This is a genomic window from Paraburkholderia aromaticivorans (assembly GCF_012689525.1).
GTDB classification, from domain to species: domain Bacteria; phylum Pseudomonadota; class Gammaproteobacteria; order Burkholderiales; family Burkholderiaceae; genus Paraburkholderia; species Paraburkholderia aromaticivorans_A.
Window position 1 is genome coordinate 2,300,188 of record NZ_CP051514.1, and the last position, 16,772, is coordinate 2,316,959.

Here is a 16,772-nt window from a genome sequence, read left to right on the forward strand (position 1 = left end):
CATGGGCTTTGCGATTCTGCCGATGGTGGCTTTCCTCTTTTACTTCGGCCTGCAGATGATGGGCCTGCAGGCGGCGAACTCTGTGCCGGGCGCCGGGCCGGTCGGGCAGATGCAGAACAGGCAGGTCATCAGTGCGCAGCAAGCCGAAATGTGGGGGGAAGCGTGCTACGCCTCGGCATCGGCGCAGCCTGGCGTGGTGAGCAGCGCAGTGCAGGTGACGTTGCCGGTTGGGGTGAGCGCTCCCGCCAATGAGGGATGCGTGACCACCCCGATCGGAACGGGTGGCCGGGATATCTACGGCTACATGCAGGCTGCCCCTGGCGCCGTGGGGCAGGTACAGGGCGACTCAAACGAAAACCTGATCTGGTACAGGGTTACGCGGCAGGGGGCGGCAATTTCTCTTGTGTCCGGCGAAGCGGTGCCCGTACCGAATCAGATTCCGGTGGGCGATCTGGTCGACTACTCGACGACGGCTAACTAAGAGGACGGTATGGACCCGATCATCGGCGCACTGGCCGCTTTGGTGATTTCCATGTTTGGCGTTGTGGGCTTTACCCAATTCGCCAAAATGGGCGTGACGAACATTCAAACCGCAGCGACAGCTTCCCAGCAGCACACCTTCGACGCTGCAACGCTACAGTACGTCCAGGACAATGCCGTCACGCTTGCGCAAGGCGCGACGGCAGCCGTACCGGTCACGATCACCGCAGCGCAGCTGGCGACCGCTGGCTATCTGCCAGCCGGCTATCTGGGCACGAACAGCTTCGGCCAGACGTGGCAGGCGCAAGTGCTCCAGCCGACAGCCGGACAACTCGAAACGCTGGTGACGTCGACCGGCGGCAATCCGATCAGGGACACGAAGCAGCTTGCCCAGATCGCGGCCGAAACGGGCGCGGCGGGCGGCTTTGTACCGTATGCCAACCAGGCCGGTAATACGTTCAACACGAACACCGCGTACGGGACCTACGGTGCGTGGAGTGTGCCGCTCACGGCCTTCTCGAATCCGGGTAGTGGTCATCTTGCATCGTTGCTGCAGTTCACGAACGTGCAGGCGAACACGGCGTACCTGTATCGCGTGCCCGTGGTGAACCACCCCGAGCTGAATAACATGCAGACCGATCTGGGTCTGACCGACACCGGCGGTAACGCGCACAACATTACCGGCGTGAACACAGCGACGGCATCGACCTTCTCGGTCAACGGTGGCGGCCAGCTACAGGCGGATCAGGGCGGCTCTCTTGAGCTGGGCGGCAACAATGCGAAGGCGGGAACCGGAACGCCGTACATCGACTTTCACCAGGCTGGCCAGGGCGTGCAGGACTTTAACGTCCGGATCGTCAACGACAAAAACGATCACCTGTCGATTCAGGCTGCCAACGGGCAGGGTGCGCTTCAGGTTCAAGGCACGCTTCAGGCGGGCAACGTGGCCGTCCCGGGCTCGTCGTGTTCGGCGAACGGAATCATGGGCGCTAACAGTGATGGATCCGGGCAGATCCTTTCCTGTCAGTACGGAAAGTGGGAGCCGATCGGTGGCCGCTGGTTGCAGATGTACAAGTATGTGGTGGCGAATGGATGGGGGATCCCGATTCCTACCTGTCCTGCTGGCGGGACGGCTGGGGTCATCCTGTCGCCGACCAATTTCACCGTCGACGCGACATCCGTTGTCAATTACGGCGCGAACCCGAGCGGCAGCCAATGGATCATCTATATCACTGACGGCGGTGGCGCGGGGATCAACGGCGCGCTGGCGGCAGCGGCAACTTATTGCACCTACTAGGCGGGGATGAAAATGAAGAAGCTTCTCCAGGCTGTACTGTTCATCGCGGGGCTGCTGATCGGCACGTCGGCGTTTGCCAACCCGGTCATCTGTTCCCCTGGTTACCAGGACGCCACCTGCGTGACACCGATCGTGCATGCGCCGATCCCCGCTCCAACCTGCTCGTCAGGAGCCGGATGGACGACGGTTTCGTCTGCGGTGTGGCAAGGTTCGCACTGGAGTACGCCGCAGTGCTCCTATAAAGGGCAGCCGGCCTGTCCTGCCGGGCAGCAGCAAGTTCAAGCTGCAAGTTGGAATGGCGGAAGTTGGGTTGGTCTTGTATGCAGGCCACAGGCGACCACACCTCCGCCTCCGACTGGAGTGACAGCCTGTGACGCCGCCGCAGTCACTAATGGATTTCAGATCACCCAGCAATTTGAAACGTACAACGGCAGCTATCCATACTCCGGCGGAGTGGGTGTGGAGGGCATTATGTTCGGTGCGAACGGGCCGGAGGAGAGTGATGTCTGCGGAGACACGACCACGTCGTACGAACTGGAGTGCATCCTGAACGGCGACGGCACGCTCGCGTACCTGGCGGTAGTTCAAGCTTTCTTCCCGACCTGCAGCGGTGGGGGCAACTGAAGCGACTGGCCCAGGGGTGAGGCGTCGACCGACATCGGTCGGCGCCGCAAGGGACCGGCCCGAAATGGGTGCGTTTGTGACACCGCGACGGTTTGCGGAGCATCGGGGCGGGACTCTCGAAATCGCCACGAACGTCCGAAGACGCTTCGTGGCGAGGGGATATTCCGAGTTAGCCGACGACGTTGCCGGTCGTGAAAGTGAAGCTGCGACTGAACGCCGTCCCGTTCACCGTGCCAGTCAGGCTTACAGAGTACTGCGTGTTCGGCGAGAGCGGCGACGTCGGATACGCGACTGCCTCATATGCGCCGATCTCCTTGTTTGGGTCCGTTGACGAGTTTAGAACCTGAAGTGTCACACTGCCAGCAGGCCCCGTCATGGATGCGGTTTGCAGTACGATCGCATCGCCTGAGTTCCCCATCACGACCACGGGCGTACCCCAACCAGTGTTCGAGACGTTTGGCGGCGTCGGAGTTTCACCGGCACCGCTATAGGCAATGCCGGTTGTGCCTTGGCACGGGAAAGTGAGTGGTGTGCTACTCATCGTCTGTGTAGCGGTGTTCAAGAGGCTCATGCTGCCCCAGGCATCCGGATAGCCGTTGTATTGAGTTTCGTACTCGCCGATGCCGACGATTCCGGACGGATAGAAAACCGCGCCGCTGTGGTACACGCCTGCGAGCCAGGTCGTAATCATGTTACTGCCGTATTGCGACTCGGCTAACGTCGAGTTGGTGTAGTAGGCAGCGCTAACACCCGTACCGTTCACCGTGGATGGAAGACCTGCCGCGACGGCCCGAGCGATATAACTTGTGCCAGTGAAGCCTGCATTGCCACTTGCCTCAGAATCGGACACCGCGTTGTTTAAGCCCATGTACTTAGCGTGCGCCTGAGCAGCCTGATCGAGTTCAGTGTTCTCCTGAAGGGCCGGAAAACCACATTCCTGACGGTACTGGTTGAGCAGGGTGAACGCAGCGAGTTGAGCACTGTTTGCCGCATACTGCGGCGTCGTCAACGTGCCGGTGACGGCCGCCGGAGTGGTTGTCGACGTGCTGCCAGTCGAACCCGACGAAGACGTGCCGGACGAACTCGGCGAGCCGCTACCACCTCCGCCTCCGCAAGCCGCCAACGTAAGCGATGCTGCAATTGCGATTGCCGTCAGGCCAACTACCGAAAACCCGTTCTTGTTCTTCATGGTTGAAGGTTCCATTCTAGTGAGTGGGTCCGCGCCCTTGCGCACCCTTGATTTAATCTTACCGGCCCGTCGCCGAAGTCAAGTCCGCTGACCTCGCCCATTTAATTCGCGGTCCTGAAGGCGGAATGCCGAGTAGATGCCTTGCCATTCGTCGCCCCAATGTTGGTGACGGTGTTAAACGAAAGTGGCCGCTCGGATACGCCACGGTCGCATGATTCGCTTCCCGTCGTTGAAATAATCCGGCTGGTCCGACTTGCAGTGCCTTTGCCCGGAAACCGCAGTGGGCAATACCGCATCTATTTGTCCTGCTTCGTCTGCTCTATCTTCGTGCGGATTTTGCGCAGCCCGATCAGGATGCCGATGACAACCACGCCCGAGGCCGCAGGGTTGATGTGACTCGCTGCCTTCAGTACCAGTGAAACTGCATAGATGGCGAAGAGTCCGACTGCGGCTTTGCCGAGCAGCCTCGAAATTGGAACGTGCGGAGGCCGAGTGCCGGCCTGCCCGAACTGGTCGTTCACCTTCTCGAGGTCGAAGTTGCTTTTGCGTACCGCGAGTTCGCGCTGATAGTACTGCTCGTATGCGCGAAAACGACCGTCGCCCTGCCCGCCGAGCCAGGCAGCGAAACTATCGGGTACGAGGTAGGCCAGGTCTTCCATATCGTTGTCACCTGCGCGAAGTGATGGTCGGGTCGCGGGCTAGTTGGGTAGGCCGGTAGGCACCCAACGGGCGAAGGCCAGGACATCGGTGATCGGTGCGCCGTCGGCCTCACTGAAGAAGTGACCCTCCTCGTCGCGATATGCAAAACACAGCGTCTTGTCTGCCCGGTAAACCCAAAGATTCAGTTCCAATCCGTTCTCCATGTGCAGTTGCGTCCATTCAAGGTGATGTTGCCGAGGTGCCGCTGAACTTTCCGGGCTGGCGGTGCGAACAGAACGGGCACCAATAGCGTTCCGCGAGTTCGATTTTCTCGGCCGAGTTGGCAATGAGATATTGGGTGGTGCATCGCTTGCACGCCCCGATGTTCACGCTCGAATCGAAGGCCATCGTGAGCAACATGTTGAAAGCGCGGTCGACGGTAAGATGTTGCTCGTTCTCGAAGTTGCTGAACATCTTCTCGTAGAGATTCAGCGAAGCAAGGAACGGCAGGTATGCACGTGAAGAATCGCTATTGGCGTTGCGATAGAGATACGTAAAGAATGTTGCATGCAGTCGATGTTTTGAATTCGAGTGGATCCACGTAACCGACCTCGGGGTACTGCCACATGTCGAGGGGCGGCCATGGATACTTTTGAACCGATTGCGTACTTCGCCGGCTGCGCGGCGCATGATCTTTGAGACCGAAGCCGCGCGGAAACCGTATGCGAGCAGAGCGTCCATGTAGTCTTCGAGCAAGGCCTTCTTCAATCCGTAGGCGTCCCAGTTGGCCTGGCGCGGAAGATTGCTGATCTTGTTCTCGGGCGGCGACGTCTGCATGATGTAGTGAGAGGTTTTCGCGCGCGTCAAGGCCTTGGACGAGTGGTCGAACCAGAAACGCGAGATATCCATGCGCCACTTGAAGAGCGGTACCGGACCGATGTTGTAAAGCAGGGCGATTTCATTCGAGGCGCTCAGGTTGCCAAGGAAGGTCATGACCTCCCGGCTCATGCCAAAGATAGCTGGCGCGAGGACATAGTTCGCCGCAAACTCACGAATCAGGTGGATGTACAACTGGTTCGCGTGCCGGATCTGGTAAAGCTGCACAGTGGCAACCTGTTTCGGCGCCAGTTCCTTGACCCGCATGACCGAGTCGGACGCCCAGTTCGCCACGAGCGCTTCCCAGCTTTGAAGGTCGTTGAAAACAGGCGCAAAAAGGTTGAACGGGGTCGTGACGAGCAGCGACAGCTGGCGGGTGCCCTCGAGGAGCGCCTGCGTACGGCCGCTGTTCAGGCAAGTGAGTGTTTCGTACTCGGGATGCAGGTGCAGGACTGTATCGAGCACCTTGATCGTCTCGATGTTGAAAACCTCAAGATTGCGCTCACTGCTCGGTTCAATGAACGCATATCTGACGCGCTTGAAATCGGTATCGGGTTGCATGGTGTGGTCCCTTCGCTTGTTCTTTTATGGTTACGCGCCGCGGCCAATAGCCGCCTGAACTTCGAGGTGCAGGTTCTGGATCTTGCTGTCGATTTCCAGGAGGAGCACGCGGAAGGCTTCAGGACCACCGGTCGCTGCGACCTTGAGGCGAGCCGTGACGTAGGCGGTATGAAACAGGCTGAAGGTGTCGATGAGAGCTGTCATCGCGTCCGTTGTGGCGAGCAGCTTGCTGTTGTCCCTAAGCGTTTCCTCTGTGCTGGCGAGCTGCTGCTGTTTCTCAGTGGCAGCGGTCTCGAGCGCTTGCACTTCGGCTTGCTTCCTGAGTAGCGCCTCCTCAGCTTTCTGGATCGCATCGATCCTGGATGCGTATTCGGGAGGGAGGACCTCCACCTCCTTGATTTCGACGTGGCCGTTGGGCGTGTTCCTGGCTGCGTCGAGTTGGGTTTGGAGCTCGCTGACGCCAGCCTCCAGTTCAACAACCCGATCTTGAGAGGTTTGAGCTTCAGAGCGGGAGGCAACGAGCCGCGAAGACACTTCGGCGCGCGCATCCTCTATTGATTGAATCTTCTTCTGGGCGTCCTCAAGCTGCTTCTCCAGTCCGGTGTTGCTGGTTTGCAGGCGTACCGCTTCGCTCTCTTTCAGGAACAGGTCACCCTGCGCTTGGTTGAGCGCCTGGCCAATTTGCTCGAAGGCTTCTTCCGCTTGCTTAAGCTTCACCGCGTACTCGCGCGTGAGAAGCTTGAACTCCGCCTGCGACAGTTTCGCGTCCCGCTTTTCGTCGATCAGCAGTACGATGCCGTCCTCGGTCTTGACCTGCTCTGCAAGCAGCAGCATTTCAGAATAGCTAAGAAGGCGCTGCGCTTCGGCGTTGCCAGCAAAACGCTGGTAGATCAGGATGTGATTACGTGCCACGGGCCGGCTGTAGCCGTGCACTATGCGGATATATTCATACGTCAGTTGCAGGGCCAACTTTTTCCGCTCCGCGGAGTCGTCGGCGTCTGCCAGCACATCCTTCTGGATTGCGTGAAGGATTGACTGAAAGTGACCGCCAATGGCGATGCGCGCGCGGGTGATCGTTTCTTCATGAATTGCCACGTTCCCGGAGAGGGTCAGAAGGGACGCGACTGTGTCCTCGCTACAGAGCGCGGCCAGGATTTCCCGTGCGGCTATGCGGCGTTCGTGCAGCGGGAGGGTCGGGCTGACGATATGGCCCAGACTCGACTCGTGTTCGATGATGCCGTCGATATCCCCGTCTGTTAGGGTGGGGTCAAAGAGGGCGGTTCCAGGTTTCTTCTTGATGTTTGCTGGCATGGCGTCGGTTCCGGTTTTCTTTTCCAGGTTGACTGATCAAACGATGAGACATGGGGTTGACCTCGGAAAAAGAAGGCCAGTGGTTTTTTGGTATTTTCCGTCGCGCTGCCCCGACGCGACCATCGGAATGACGCAGGAAAACATACGTCTTACGAAGGGTGTAGCAAAAAACCAGGGAATTTCTTATCTGTTTCGGGGTGTTGGCGCGCCACAGCGTCCATGCGTATTCAGGCCATCGCTGCGACGCGGTGCTTTTGGTTTCTGACGGCGTCAGCGGAGGTATCGGCGTGTTCGAGGATCGTCCGGAGAACTTCTGCCGTGTCGATCGGAGGCATACGAGTGGCACGGTAGCCGTCGCGTCGGGCGCGCAACCAGTACCCAAGCTCATCGAGACACAAGAGATCGCTCGTGATCCGCATATCCAGCCGGACATCCGGATGAGAGAAAATACCTACGCCTCGGATCGCTTTTGCATGCAACGGAAGAATCGACTTCAGAAAAGCGACTTTCGAACTGTTCTGCACCGCGGGGTTCTTCCTCGCCTTTGACGTCCCGTCGCGGGAGACCCGGAGCAGCATACCGTCGTCAGCCGGGAGAATCTTGCCCGACCGATGCTTGGTCTCGAGTACAAGGATCCCAAACGGTGTCACGGCCAGATGATCGACTTCCGCAGTGGGGAAGGCCGCGCCGGGCGCGTGATTCAGGATGAGCGAATTGCGCAGGCAGAAAGGGCCCTCGGAGATGGCCTGCAGCAGCCCCTGGAGGCAGTCGGAAACGGCGGCTTCACCCGCTTCGCCGGCGGCTTGCGTCCGCGCCTGCAAGGCCTTCTTTCGCGAAGACGGTTTCAGATTTTGGTAACCCCTGAGCCCAAGCCAAACGAGCAGCGCGAGGCCTATTAGCCTGAGAAGCATTTTCTTTCTCTCTTAATTTGTTTTTGACACCCTCAGATTAACAACTTGGCGCCGAGTCAAACCCCAGCGCGATCGGACGTGCGTAATGCTGATAGACCCTGCCAACATTGTCACGAACGCCCGAAAGGCATCGGGTCGTGAGCTTCACTAAGGCGCAATGTCGGATCGGTAATTGCTCTAGACGCTATCATAACTGCACTAACCGGCAAATAGTTTCATAACGATTTTGTTTATTATGTTTTGCCGAGGCATTGCAATTTCATTAAAGATTTCTGTTATTTAATTGTAATAAGACGCCTGCTATATGCGTATTGGATTTACGCATTCAATTGAACCGGTCGTTGTTGGAGTCGGCCGTTTCGATGGCCCCGAGGAACGTGCGAAAGGGGCTCCGATTTCATCACCATTCGGGACCTTGACGCCTGAACTGGCGCGCTATTCTTGCAGCACCACCCGCGTGACAACACGCATCGACGCTGCGCAAGGCCCACGCTTTGCCTGTCCAGTTTCTTCTACGCTGTATTACCCGGCCTCCTCCCACGCGAGAAGTCCCCGAGTCGTGCTCTTCGCTGAGTTTCATGCGCGTCATGGGGCTGAGCCAAGCAGCACAGGCGGCGATTCCCTTGCTCGTCCGAGCATCGAATATCCAGGGCGTGAGTCCTGACAACCCTTGTCTACCTTCGGGAGATTTCAATGTCATCCGCAAAAGCAGTGCGTAACCCAATTGTGCTCGGGTACCACGCAGTTGTCCGTACGATAGTTTGGCTGCTGTTGGTGGATTTCAGCCTGATGGCAGTGAGCAAGACGCCCGTGCTTCAAACACTAGTGTTTCTGGGCTGGGTTTTGTTCTTTTATTTCCGCGTCCTGAGTCCTTTCATCCGCTTCATGCTACCGCCGAAACCCCAACAGAAGCAGGGACAAGGCACTGCGAAGAAGTCGGAGATCGACACGGCTGCGCCCAAAGCACAGCAGGCAGCACAAGCCGCTGTGCCGGAAGCACAACCACAGGCAGCGCCATCGCCTAAGCGCAAATACGCGAAGACGGCGGTAGTTACCCCTTCGAGCATGAAGTCCTGAAACAGGCTTCGTCTATCGCCGCCCCGTTGGGGCGTCCTCATTACCCTGCCGGGAGCCCTTTCCCGACAAGGCAGTGGTTTCCTGGCGCACCCTGGAGTATTGCCATGGAAGCCGCAACCGCAAGTGCCTGGCAACTCGACTTTTTTGGCGAGGCCACCGCCGTAAGCATGACGCCGGTCGTCAAGCCGGACCCGCTCCCAGATCCGTATCTGTGGAGCGAAAGCATCCGGGAGCAAATGGTCGACGCGCTCATCACACTCGCAATCGACTCCCGCAAGGGAGACTCGATGCCCGAGTCGCTGATGGATTGCGCTGATCTGCTCTCGCAACGCCTTCGCAACGTTGAAATCGATCTCGCGGACTACAACGCAACGTTGGGATGGGTCATGGGTTACTGGGACGGTGCATTGCCCTATGTGTTCGTGTGCCGTGCGAACGGTGTCGATCCCGAGACGCTTCAGGATGTGATCCTGAGCACTCCCGCGCTCAAGGCCGATCTGGATCGTCTGACGGCCAAGTCGCGTGGCACGCTGATCTAGGAGGCGACATGCTCACCTTCTTTTCACGTGGCTTCGATGCCTTCTGCGGCTATGGCCAACAGACGTCCTCGTCGGCGTCGAGCCGGCCGATCCCGAAGCAGCCTCCCGCTGCGCCACCGGCTCAACCGTCCGAAGAGGACGGCGAGGCGGTGGGGCAGGGCGCCGCGAACGAGACGTTCGTAACGATCCGGGACATCACGCACCTGTTCGTACAGGAAGCGGATCACGTCGTTCACTTTGAGCAGGAATTCGACATGGTCGTCAGCGACACCCCTGTGGGGAAGAAACTCCTACCGGAGCTTTTTCCGCGGTGGCAGGAAAAGGGGGGCCACCACTGCTCGCTCAAGGAAGCCATCCTCAACGTCATCCGGGAGCAGGAACCTGCGACCGCACGGTCGAAGCCAGAGCCTGTAACGGCGAAGACGCAACGTGTGCCGGAAGCCGTGGCCGCTGTGAAGGCGCCTCGGTCTCCCGAACCCAGGCAACCATTGGGGGAGGACGGAAGTCGTCCGGACTATGCGGGTCTCATTACCGCGTGGGGCGAGGAGAAATTCGCCCGTCGTAACGCGCAGGAGGGGACGGATAAGTTCTACACCTCGTTCGCAATTCGTCTCGAGACCAGTTCTGGCGAGGAAAAGATCGTCCAGGGCGAAGGTCTCAAGGATGCAATCACTCAGTGCGGTTGTGCATTGGGCGATCAGGTTGGAATCAGGCGTCTGCGCAAAGAGAAAGTGCAGGCATTCAATCGAGAGGGCGAAGCCCGGATGAAAGACGGCAAGCCCGTCCACTTCGACAAGTGGATCTGGTCGATCAAACATATCTAAGAGGAGTTCTTAAATTGGCATCTGTCAACAAAGTCATTCTCGTCGGCAACCTCGGCGCCGACCCGGAAGTACGATATCTGCCCAGTGGTGACGCTGTGGCCAACATTCGACTCGCTACTACCGACCGCTTCAAGGACAAGGCGTCGGGCGAGATGAAAGAAGCAACCGAATGGCATCGCGTGTCGTTCTTCGGACGGCTTGCCGAAATCGTTTCGGAATATCTTAAGAAGGGCTCAACGGTTTATATCGAAGGTCGTATCCGTACGCGCAAGTGGCAGGCGCAGGACGGCACAGACCGCTACTCCACGGAGATTGTCGCCGAACAGATGCAGATGCTCGGCGGCCGCAGCGGTGGCGATCGGCGTGAAAGCGGTGAGGACGATAACCGGTTCGAACAGGGTGCCCGCCCGCCAAGCGGCGCAGCGCCCGTTGCTGGTCGAACTGGTGCTGGCAGGCCGGCGGCATCATGTTCGCAGCCCGCGCGGTCCGGTGCCGGCGGCGGTGCCCCGCGTGACGGTGGGTTCGATTCCCTTGACGACGACATACCGTTCCTCGGCTTTCATAGCCGCGCTGCGTGGTCGATCATCTGATGCGGCAAACCGACGTCTGGCGTTGCATGACGGTCGTCGGGACGACAGGTCTGGTCGTTTTTTTTCTGCCTCGCGGCGCACCTTCCGGTGCGTCGCGGCCCGCACCACGTCTTCTTCCTCCGCATAGCGCAGCCTGACCACAGCGACTGCGATCTTCCGATATCACCCGAGAACAACACCTGCCGACAAAGCTGCCTGCGCGCCAGTCGCGCGGACTGCTTTTTGGGCGAGCGTTTTCACGCCTGACTCAGGCATCGACCAACCCACAATCCCTATGAGGAGAGTGACAATGAATGTTAAGGACTTTCACCTGACGCCTGATCAGTGGGTCGCTCTTCTCACCGGCTACGGTGTGCCGGCGGCCATTCTGGATGGCAAAGGGCACCCGTGTCCCGAATGTGGTGGCACTGACCGCTTCACGTATGACAACAAGCGTGGCCGCGGCGATTGGGTTTGTCGTGGCTGTGCGAGCAACGGCAGGGCCGCCGCTGGGGATGGTTTGCAACTGATCTGCAAGGTGACCGGAATGACCTTCGGTGAGCTTATGCGGGATCTCGATGCAAACTCTGGCAACGCACTCCCGGCACGTTCCGCGTCCGTGCCTGCCAATCCCGCACCCGGCCCCCGCAAGGAGATCGACCGCGACTGGATCGAGAATCGCCTGAACACGATGTGGCAGAGAGGCAAGCCCCTGGCCGCTGGTGACCTCGGGACGAACTACCTGGTCGCGCGGGTTCCAGGGCTGACCGTCTCGCCATCGAAGGCATTGCGGATTGGCAGGCTCGAATACTTTCACGAGAAGAGATCTCTCGGGAAGTGGCCAGCCATCGTACAGCGCTTCATTCTTCCGGATGGACGTCTCGGGACGCTGCATCGAACGTACCTCGATCAGGTCAAGCCGCATAAGGCGTTGATTGTCTCGTCTGACGGCGAGATTCTCGATGCCAAGAAGAACGACCTGACGCTCAACAAACTGAACGGCGGCGCTGTACGCTTGATGGATCCGGTCAACGGAGAAATCGGCATAGCGGAAGGGCTGGAAACAGCCTATGCCGCTCACATGATTTACGGCGTCCCCGTGTGGAGCTGCCTGAATTGCGGGCTGCTTGCCGAGTTCGTTGTGCCGGAGGGTCTTGGGATTCGAGCCATTCACATCTTTGCTGACTTTGATGAGATTGATCCGAAGACCAGGAAGTCGCCCGGTATGCAAGCTGCGCTAGTGCTGTCCAGACGTCTTCGCGCGGACGGGTTCACCGTCTTCGTCCATCGGCCGAAGAAGCGTGGAACTGACTTTGCCGACGAGTGGCTGGGCACGGAGTCTGTTGCGGCACCTCGAGCACAGATCGCTGCTAAATCCAGAGCCGCAGAGCCTATCGCACTGTCGGCCTGATTCATCTTTGCCGGGCAACCGGCAAAACATCCTTCCGCCCAATGGGAACTCCCCATTGGGCGAGTTGCATTGGGCGTCAACTTATGGAGATTCCCATGCGTGCTTTTCAGGTATTCGTCGGTAAGTTCGAGATCGTTGCAACCACCGGTCAGGCACACGGCAGCATGCCTGCATCGAAGTCGGAAGCGGCGGGATTCGATGTGATCGACCGGCGTGTGACGGGCAATACGCAATACGTCTGTCGCGACCAGCTGTTCGAGGACGCTTTTGAAATCTGTGTGCGTAGGGCGATGGTCCACCCGCTGCACTGACCTTTTGAAACGGCCCCGGGATTTTTTCCGGGGCCGTTTGTTTTTGCGCCGCACGAACGACGGCCACCAATAGAAAAGGCCCGCACTCACCTGCGGGCCTTTTTTTTCGTCCGGACTCGGCCGGCGCGAGGTTTGCTAAAGGTTGCGTTCCAGGAATTCGATCAGCTTGTCGTCGAGTATCAACAGTACCTTGCCAAACTCAATACCCAGTTTCGCAAAGATTGCGATCACGCCAACCATCAGCCACGATGCCGGCTGCGAAAGGTCCAGCGCCATCAGGTCGTCCCACGAAAAGGTGAAAAGGCCGGTCAGATCCGCGAGTACCATTTTGTTCTCCCTTCGCTTGCGCAGTGTTTGTATGGGCGGCCTGAAATCTGAAGTGCAACACCTGTTTCGTGTTTATCCTACGCCGTACAAACCGATGTCAAGCCAGCAAACGGCTAGGGATCGTTACCAATCAGAAATCGCCCCATGTTGCCAACAAAGCGATCGGCGATTTCGTTCGGAATATCAGCTTCCGAGCGCGAATCTGTCGGGGCTTGAATGACGGTGGGGCGAGGTTGATTGGCAGGCGTCGTTGAAGAAGCCGGCGTTTCGGTGGCAGCCGGCATCACAGTGACGGGTCCGGTTCTGGCCCGCTCTATCAGATACGTTGAGGCCATGCGCCTCAGCATCTCCGCCCGGGCCCGAGGATGCCGGGCGTCACTCAGCTTGGCGTGCAGTTCCGGAAATTCGGCCTCGTCGATCAGGACCTTCATGCTATAGATGCTTGGCATGGAAGGCCTTAATGGACTGTGCGGCTTGCGGACTCGCCAACAATCAGGAATCCGTTCGCGTTCGCAAAGCAGGGGTTTTCGAGCTTGTCGATGAACGTGCGCGGGAACGTCTGGCGGATGATCGGGCGGTAGAGATCTGCTCCGCCACCCGACAGGATGATGGAGCGAATGCCTTCGACCGGGCCGACTCTATTCTTGACGTCGACCATCACATCGTTGATCACCTGTTGCGCGTCGGTCAGGTACGACCGAATATCGATGTCCTGATTGTAAAAGTGGAAGGGCAGACCTTCGCGCAGGCACACATCGATACGCTCGATGTCATAGACAGCTTCGCCCTGATCCTTGCCGATGTTCTCCGCGATCCGTTGAAGGATTTGCGACATTCCTCCCGGACGGCCGCCGCTCCGTCGGTCGTCGATCTGGAAATCCGAAACGTAGACCCAGTCGGTCGTGTAGTAACCGACATCTACAACGAGATGCTGCTGCGACGCACCGTTTCTGTCTGCGCGTAAGGTCGTCGCATATGTGAGCGTGCCGAGTGGCTGGGCAATGACGTTGACCTTCTCGATCGTGATGACGCCTTGTCCGAAGTCGTGATCGCCAACAAATCGCTCTACCAACTCGCGCGAGAACTTCGCCAGAGTATGCACCGGCAGGCCGAGGACAAGGCGCGCAATGCGCGTGTGGCCCGAGCGGTAAATGGCACCGGCAAGCAGGGCGGCATAGTTATTGGAGAGCACGTAGTCGTCCACCAGCATGCGGCCCGTGTTTCCGTAGGCAGCAGTCAGGCTGACGCCAGGACCAACCTCGTACGGCGTTCCGTTGATCGTGACCTGGGTAACGTCGCGGGTCTTGAACCCAGATCCATTGCCGCCGGAAATCGATCGAGCGGGGGCATACTGAGCGAGGGAGGGAAACATGCCAGTGGCCACGGTACCGACAGCGGCCCGGTAGGCGAATTTGGTGTTGCCGTAGCCGACATCAACGGCGAGAACGTTCGTTTTCAATTGCAATGCTCCTGTGTTCTAAGCGGGCTATCTACCCCACAACGGACAGATAGGCTCTAGGGGTAGTGCTTATCTATCCGATAACGGACAGATAGGTGATGCGGGTGGTGCTTATCTATCCGATAGCGGTCAGATATGTGTTACGGGTAGTGCTTATCTCACCGATAGCTTGGAGATAGGGTGTTGAGGAACCCTCTGCAGGCTCAATAAACGATATACGGGCCTGCCCGGGGGGCTTTCGGGAAAGAGGCATCAATTTGTGCATCTTTCCGGCTGTATCAAACCCGTACTGGTCCATATACTCCTATTCACCTACCGCGCTTCCGCGCATCGAAGACCCACACCACGCCAGTGGTGCGTCCAGATTCCCGGCCTTGCTGCGAATCACATTCCCTCAAGCATCTCAATCCCAGCCCCGCAACGGGCAAAAATCTTCGGTCTGTCCGCGCCGCACACTTGATGCGGTTTTTTTTGCGACACATCAATGGGATACAAGCGGATGCTGAGTACCCCAGGACACGTGATCACGTCCCGGTTTGCGAGGCGTTCCGGACACTCACTACAGGAAAAACGAATGTCCCGACACGGACACGGACACGGTCCGGTCTGTCGTGGCTTCAGGGCAAACACACGAATCGTCTCGTTCAGCGGCGTCACGCTGGTTCGATCGACTGAGCTCCCCAAACGCGGGCGGGCAAGAGATCGAACTCGAGACGGGAGGGCCTTGGACTGCGTTAGCGCGGTCAGCCCTCTTGCGCAAGTATTCATGGCCCGCCCAGCTATTCACGAATGGGCACAGTGTTGAGTGGCAGACGAAGTAGCAAGCGTCGCGGAGATGAAGGTCCGGTCTCCAGCCAGTCATCCCAAGTTCTGCGGTAGTAACCTCGACCGGAAGGTCGCGGAGCAGCACGAGGGACGATCGAGCGTGGCTTCTCCACACGCACGATCGATCAAGACGGATCACTAAAGTCCAGGAGAGTAGCGAGCGGTAGAGGGAACCCGACCGGGGTCTAAACGGCGGGCATAAGCGCGAAGCGACGAGTCGTCCAGGTAGGGGGCGATGCGAGCGGGATTGCTCGGGACGGCTGTCCACAAAATTCACGGGTTAGAAATCGACTGGAAGACAACTTCGCGGCGGGGCCGTGGTAGTCCAAGGTCATGGAGAAAATCATGGCAATGGTCCAAACGTTCGACGCGGACAGCATGTTGAAGAAGTACCGTCTGCCACAGCGTATGCGCGATGAACTGAAGGTTTTGTTCAGAGACAACATCGGAAAAAGTCTGAGTCGGACGCGCATCAGCAAGAACAGGCTGGCGTCGCAGAGTCAGGGAAAGCGGGCCAACACAATCTGTGCGACGCTTGTAAGCATCCGCAAGTTAGGCTTCAAGATCGAAAGCATTTATTCAGTGGAAGGGCGACATGTGAGGGCAGTGGTTACTCAATGGATCGAGAACGGCGAAGCCGTCGGCACAATGCAGGCCAAGCTTTCGCACCTGAAGGCGTTTGCTGAATGGATGGGGAAGTATGGACTGGTCAAGTCGCTGTATGACTACAGGTCCAAAGAAGAGCTGGCGGCGATGGGCCGAACGAGAACTTACGTGACGACCAAAGACAAGTCGTGGGAGGCGAACGGGGTCGACGTCGATGCGATGTTCGCTCAGATCGCACAGACTGACCCGAATGTGGCCGTGCAATTAAAGCTTCAGGCGGCGTTTGGTCTGCGCGTGAAGGAAAGTTGCCTGCTGCGCATCCGGAAGACACTTCTGGAACTGCAGGCGAGAGAAGACAGGAAATTCAAGGTGGACAAGGGAACGAAAGGGGGGCGCGAGCGTGACGTTCCATTACAGCTGAAGCTTGAAGTGTTACATGAGGCGCTGCGGCTCGCGAACGACACGACGGGTTCGACCATACCCTCCGACTACGACTGGCCGCGTTGGCGGAGGAAGTACTACGGGCTTTTGGGGCAGCATGGAATCACAAAGGACGAGCGGGGCGTGACAAGCCACGGATTGCGGCATGGATGGATGCACCAACGCTACGAAGTGCTGTCAGGACGCCTGGCACCGATCAAGGGAAGCGAGGAGCGGGCAGATCGCGCGACGCACGATGCCACTTTGCGGGTGATGATCGAAGAGGTGGGGCACTCTAAGCCGGAAAAGTCGGGGATGTACATTTCGACGCCAGCGGCGATGGCGAAGCTGAAGGCGCCGGTGATTACGATCGTAGACGTGCGGCGGGCGCTTGAAGAGACGGGCGGTAACAAGAAAGCAGCGGCAGCGCGGTTGGGAATCGCGCGGACAAATCTCTATCGCATATTGGAGAGTGGCGCCGCAAGCTAGGCCTGGAGGCGCCTCTATGGGCGGAAA

The 16,772-nt window shown here is 58.5% G+C and carries 19 protein-coding genes; 10 read left to right on the forward strand and 9 right to left on the reverse strand.

The features are described from left to right. Position 1 precedes the first annotated feature (1 nt). Genes HF916_RS10770 through HF916_RS10780 form a run of 3 tightly spaced genes read left to right on the forward strand, consistent with a single transcriptional unit; the run spans position 2 to position 2,401 of the window. Positions 2 to 481: a hypothetical protein gene (locus HF916_RS10770; protein ID WP_168788791.1), complete on the forward strand. Its 480-nt coding sequence runs from the start codon at positions 2 to 4 to the stop codon at positions 479 to 481. 9 nt (positions 482 to 490) lie between these two features. Next, positions 491 to 1,777 (forward strand): shufflon system plasmid conjugative transfer pilus tip adhesin PilV, encoded by a 1,287-nt coding sequence (gene pilV / locus HF916_RS10775; protein ID WP_168788792.1) that lies wholly within the window; start codon positions 491 to 493, stop codon positions 1,775 to 1,777. A 12-nt stretch (positions 1,778 to 1,789) separates the two neighbouring features. Further along, the gene (locus HF916_RS10780) at positions 1,790 to 2,401 is read left to right on the forward strand and encodes a hypothetical protein (RefSeq protein ID WP_168788793.1); all 612 of its coding nucleotides are present in this window, start codon (positions 1,790 to 1,792) and stop codon (positions 2,399 to 2,401) included. A 169-nt stretch (positions 2,402 to 2,570) separates the two neighbouring features. Here HF916_RS10780 and HF916_RS10785 read toward each other — a convergent pair whose 3' ends face one another. The 6 genes from HF916_RS10785 to HF916_RS10810 all read right to left on the reverse strand — a co-directional run bounded on the left by HF916_RS10785 (position 2,571) and on the right by HF916_RS10810 (position 7,888). Beyond that, the gene (locus tag HF916_RS10785) at positions 2,571 to 3,590 is read right to left on the reverse strand and encodes a CAP domain-containing protein (RefSeq protein WP_168788794.1); all 1,020 of its coding nucleotides are present in this window, start codon (positions 3,588 to 3,590) and stop codon (positions 2,571 to 2,573) included. Positions 3,591 to 3,886: 296 nt separating this feature from the next. Further along, positions 3,887 to 4,249, reverse strand: a complete 363-nt coding sequence (locus HF916_RS10790; RefSeq protein WP_168788795.1) for a hypothetical protein — start codon at positions 4,247 to 4,249, stop codon at positions 3,887 to 3,889. A 39-nt stretch (positions 4,250 to 4,288) separates the two neighbouring features. After that, positions 4,289 to 4,441 carry a hypothetical protein gene (locus HF916_RS10795; RefSeq protein WP_168788796.1) on the reverse strand — a complete coding sequence of 51 codons (153 nt, stop codon included), beginning with the start codon at positions 4,439 to 4,441 and terminating at the stop codon, positions 4,289 to 4,291. A gap of 28 nt (positions 4,442 to 4,469) precedes the next feature. Beyond that, positions 4,470 to 5,666, reverse strand: coding sequence for a FlhC family transcriptional regulator (locus tag HF916_RS10800; RefSeq protein ID WP_168788797.1), 1,197 nt, complete (start codon positions 5,664 to 5,666; stop codon positions 4,470 to 4,472). A gap of 30 nt (positions 5,667 to 5,696) precedes the next feature. Next, positions 5,697 to 6,977, reverse strand: a complete 1,281-nt coding sequence (locus tag HF916_RS10805) for a hypothetical protein (RefSeq protein ID WP_168788798.1) — start codon at positions 6,975 to 6,977, stop codon at positions 5,697 to 5,699. 227 nt (positions 6,978 to 7,204) lie between these two features. Beyond that, positions 7,205 to 7,888, reverse strand: coding sequence for a nuclease-related domain-containing protein (locus HF916_RS10810; protein WP_168788799.1), 684 nt, complete (start codon positions 7,886 to 7,888; stop codon positions 7,205 to 7,207). 693 nt (positions 7,889 to 8,581) lie between these two features. On the opposite strand from HF916_RS10810, the gene HF916_RS10815 reads away from it, so the two are divergent. From HF916_RS10815 to HF916_RS10840, 6 genes are all read left to right on the forward strand, one after another. Then, positions 8,582 to 8,965 (forward strand): hypothetical protein, encoded by a 384-nt coding sequence (locus tag HF916_RS10815; protein WP_168788800.1) that lies wholly within the window; start codon positions 8,582 to 8,584, stop codon positions 8,963 to 8,965. Positions 8,966 to 9,069: 104 nt separating this feature from the next. Beyond that, complete coding sequence (locus tag HF916_RS10820) at positions 9,070 to 9,504, forward strand: hypothetical protein (protein ID WP_168788801.1); 435 nt, start codon at positions 9,070 to 9,072, stop codon at positions 9,502 to 9,504. Between the two features lie 8 nt (positions 9,505 to 9,512). Next, on the forward strand, positions 9,513 to 10,328 hold the full coding sequence (locus HF916_RS10825) for a hypothetical protein (RefSeq protein ID WP_168788802.1): 816 nt from the start codon (positions 9,513 to 9,515) through the stop codon (positions 10,326 to 10,328). Positions 10,329 to 10,342: 14 nt separating this feature from the next. Further along, entirely contained in the window at positions 10,343 to 10,918 is a 576-nt protein-coding gene (locus HF916_RS10830) for a single-stranded DNA-binding protein (RefSeq protein WP_168789106.1), read from the forward strand. 289 nt (positions 10,919 to 11,207) lie between these two features. Then, the gene (locus tag HF916_RS10835; protein ID WP_240975234.1) at positions 11,208 to 12,308 is read left to right on the forward strand and encodes a DUF7146 domain-containing protein; all 1,101 of its coding nucleotides are present in this window, start codon (positions 11,208 to 11,210) and stop codon (positions 12,306 to 12,308) included. 95 nt (positions 12,309 to 12,403) lie between these two features. After that, the gene (locus HF916_RS10840) at positions 12,404 to 12,619 is read left to right on the forward strand and encodes a hypothetical protein (protein WP_168788804.1); all 216 of its coding nucleotides are present in this window, start codon (positions 12,404 to 12,406) and stop codon (positions 12,617 to 12,619) included. A 135-nt stretch (positions 12,620 to 12,754) separates the two neighbouring features. Here the strand turns inward: HF916_RS10840 and HF916_RS10845 are convergent, their stop codons facing one another. The 3 genes from HF916_RS10845 to HF916_RS10855 form a co-directional block, all read right to left on the reverse strand. After that, positions 12,755 to 12,946 (reverse strand): hypothetical protein, encoded by a 192-nt coding sequence (locus HF916_RS10845; protein WP_168788805.1) that lies wholly within the window; start codon positions 12,944 to 12,946, stop codon positions 12,755 to 12,757. Positions 12,947 to 13,059: 113 nt separating this feature from the next. Beyond that, positions 13,060 to 13,377 carry a hypothetical protein gene (locus HF916_RS10850; protein WP_168788806.1) on the reverse strand — a complete coding sequence of 106 codons (318 nt, stop codon included), beginning with the start codon at positions 13,375 to 13,377 and terminating at the stop codon, positions 13,060 to 13,062. Between the two features lie 26 nt (positions 13,378 to 13,403). Next, a complete protein-coding gene (locus HF916_RS10855) occupies positions 13,404 to 14,405 on the reverse strand; it encodes a PRTRC system protein D (protein ID WP_168788807.1) in 1,002 nt (333 codons plus the stop codon). A 1,170-nt stretch (positions 14,406 to 15,575) separates the two neighbouring features. On the opposite strand from HF916_RS10855, the gene HF916_RS10860 reads away from it, so the two are divergent. Beyond that, positions 15,576 to 16,745: an integrase domain-containing protein gene (locus HF916_RS10860; protein ID WP_168788808.1), complete on the forward strand. Its 1,170-nt coding sequence runs from the start codon at positions 15,576 to 15,578 to the stop codon at positions 16,743 to 16,745. Positions 16,746 to 16,772 lie beyond the last annotated feature (27 nt).

What these genes read in the sequence shown, in the direction of transcription:
- HF916_RS10770 (WP_168788791.1), top strand. Translation starts at nt 2, where the DNA reads ATGGGCTTTGCGATTCTGCCGATGGTGGCTTTCCTCTTTTACTTCGGC.
- pilV (WP_168788792.1), top strand. Translation starts at nt 491, where the DNA reads ATGGACCCGATCATCGGCGCACTGGCCGCTTTGGTGATTTCCATGTTT.
- HF916_RS10780 (WP_168788793.1), top strand. Translation starts at nt 1,790, where the DNA reads ATGAAGAAGCTTCTCCAGGCTGTACTGTTCATCGCGGGGCTGCTGATC.
- HF916_RS10785 (WP_168788794.1), bottom strand. Translation starts at nt 3,590, where the DNA reads ATGAAGAACAAGAACGGGTTTTCGGTAGTTGGCCTGACGGCAATCGCA.
- HF916_RS10790 (WP_168788795.1), bottom strand. Translation starts at nt 4,249, where the DNA reads ATGGAAGACCTGGCCTACCTCGTACCCGATAGTTTCGCTGCCTGGCTC.
- HF916_RS10800 (WP_168788797.1), bottom strand. Translation starts at nt 5,666, where the DNA reads ATGCAACCCGATACCGATTTCAAGCGCGTCAGATATGCGTTCATTGAA.
- HF916_RS10805 (WP_168788798.1), bottom strand. Translation starts at nt 6,977, where the DNA reads ATGCCAGCAAACATCAAGAAGAAACCTGGAACCGCCCTCTTTGACCCC.
- HF916_RS10810 (WP_168788799.1), bottom strand. Translation starts at nt 7,888, where the DNA reads ATGCTTCTCAGGCTAATAGGCCTCGCGCTGCTCGTTTGGCTTGGGCTC.
- HF916_RS10815 (WP_168788800.1), top strand. Translation starts at nt 8,582, where the DNA reads ATGTCATCCGCAAAAGCAGTGCGTAACCCAATTGTGCTCGGGTACCAC.
- HF916_RS10820 (WP_168788801.1), top strand. Translation starts at nt 9,070, where the DNA reads ATGGAAGCCGCAACCGCAAGTGCCTGGCAACTCGACTTTTTTGGCGAG.
- HF916_RS10825 (WP_168788802.1), top strand. Translation starts at nt 9,513, where the DNA reads ATGCTCACCTTCTTTTCACGTGGCTTCGATGCCTTCTGCGGCTATGGC.
- HF916_RS10835 (WP_240975234.1), top strand. Translation starts at nt 11,208, where the DNA reads ATGAATGTTAAGGACTTTCACCTGACGCCTGATCAGTGGGTCGCTCTT.
- HF916_RS10840 (WP_168788804.1), top strand. Translation starts at nt 12,404, where the DNA reads ATGCGTGCTTTTCAGGTATTCGTCGGTAAGTTCGAGATCGTTGCAACC.
- HF916_RS10845 (WP_168788805.1), bottom strand. Translation starts at nt 12,946, where the DNA reads ATGGTACTCGCGGATCTGACCGGCCTTTTCACCTTTTCGTGGGACGAC.
- HF916_RS10850 (WP_168788806.1), bottom strand. Translation starts at nt 13,377, where the DNA reads ATGAAGGTCCTGATCGACGAGGCCGAATTTCCGGAACTGCACGCCAAG.
- HF916_RS10860 (WP_168788808.1), top strand. Translation starts at nt 15,576, where the DNA reads ATGGCAATGGTCCAAACGTTCGACGCGGACAGCATGTTGAAGAAGTAC.